This window comes from Enterobacter cloacae complex sp. P12RS (assembly GCF_014895875.1).
In the GTDB taxonomy this organism is placed as follows: domain Bacteria; phylum Pseudomonadota; class Gammaproteobacteria; order Enterobacterales; family Enterobacteriaceae; genus Enterobacter; species Enterobacter bugandensis.
In genome coordinates, this window is sequence record NZ_JADBQO010000046.1 from 1 (window position 1) to 581 (window position 581).

Sequence of the window (581 nt, forward strand, 5' to 3'; positions counted from 1 at the left end):
GGGTCAGCTTGTAGCCGCGCGCGGTCAGCTCCGGTGCGGTCGCAGCCGGGGTGATCATCAGAATACCTTCGTCTTCGTAGATGTCAGACGCGGGCTGAGTAGAAGAGGAGCACAGGTGACCGATAACGTATTTGATGCCGTCGTTGACCACTTTGTTCGCCACCGCGACCGCTTGCTTCGGGTCACAGGCATCGTCGTATTTTACGATCTGCAGTTTTTCGCCCTTGATGCCGCCCTTAGCATTAATGTCTGCAACCGCCTGTTCTGCGCCCGTAAATTCCTGGTCGCCGTACTGTGCTACCGGACCGGACATTGCGCCCACCACGGCCACTTTAATATCTGCCTGCGCCATGGTGCTGAATGCCAACGCGATACATCCTGCCAGTAACGCTTTACCCTTCATGTTCATCCTGATATTCCCCATTATTATGGTTATTACGATTGTTGTGATGTTGTTGTGCAGCGCTTTATTTCAGTTATTGGTGTGCTGTTCGCGCTTTTTCAGCATACTCTGCTAAAACATACCCCATTTTTATGATTTTGGAATAGCTAATTTGAAATGAATATATGATAAGCCCGAC

General features: G+C 50.3%; 1 protein-coding gene. It reads right to left on the reverse strand.

All coding sequences use genetic code 11. The annotated features are described in order from the left end of the window. Window positions 1-409: ABC transporter substrate-binding protein (locus IM284_RS20400; RefSeq protein ID WP_193055874.1), on the reverse strand; the 409-nt coding region annotated here is incomplete at its 3' end. Between the last annotated feature and the right edge of the window lie 172 nt (window positions 410-581).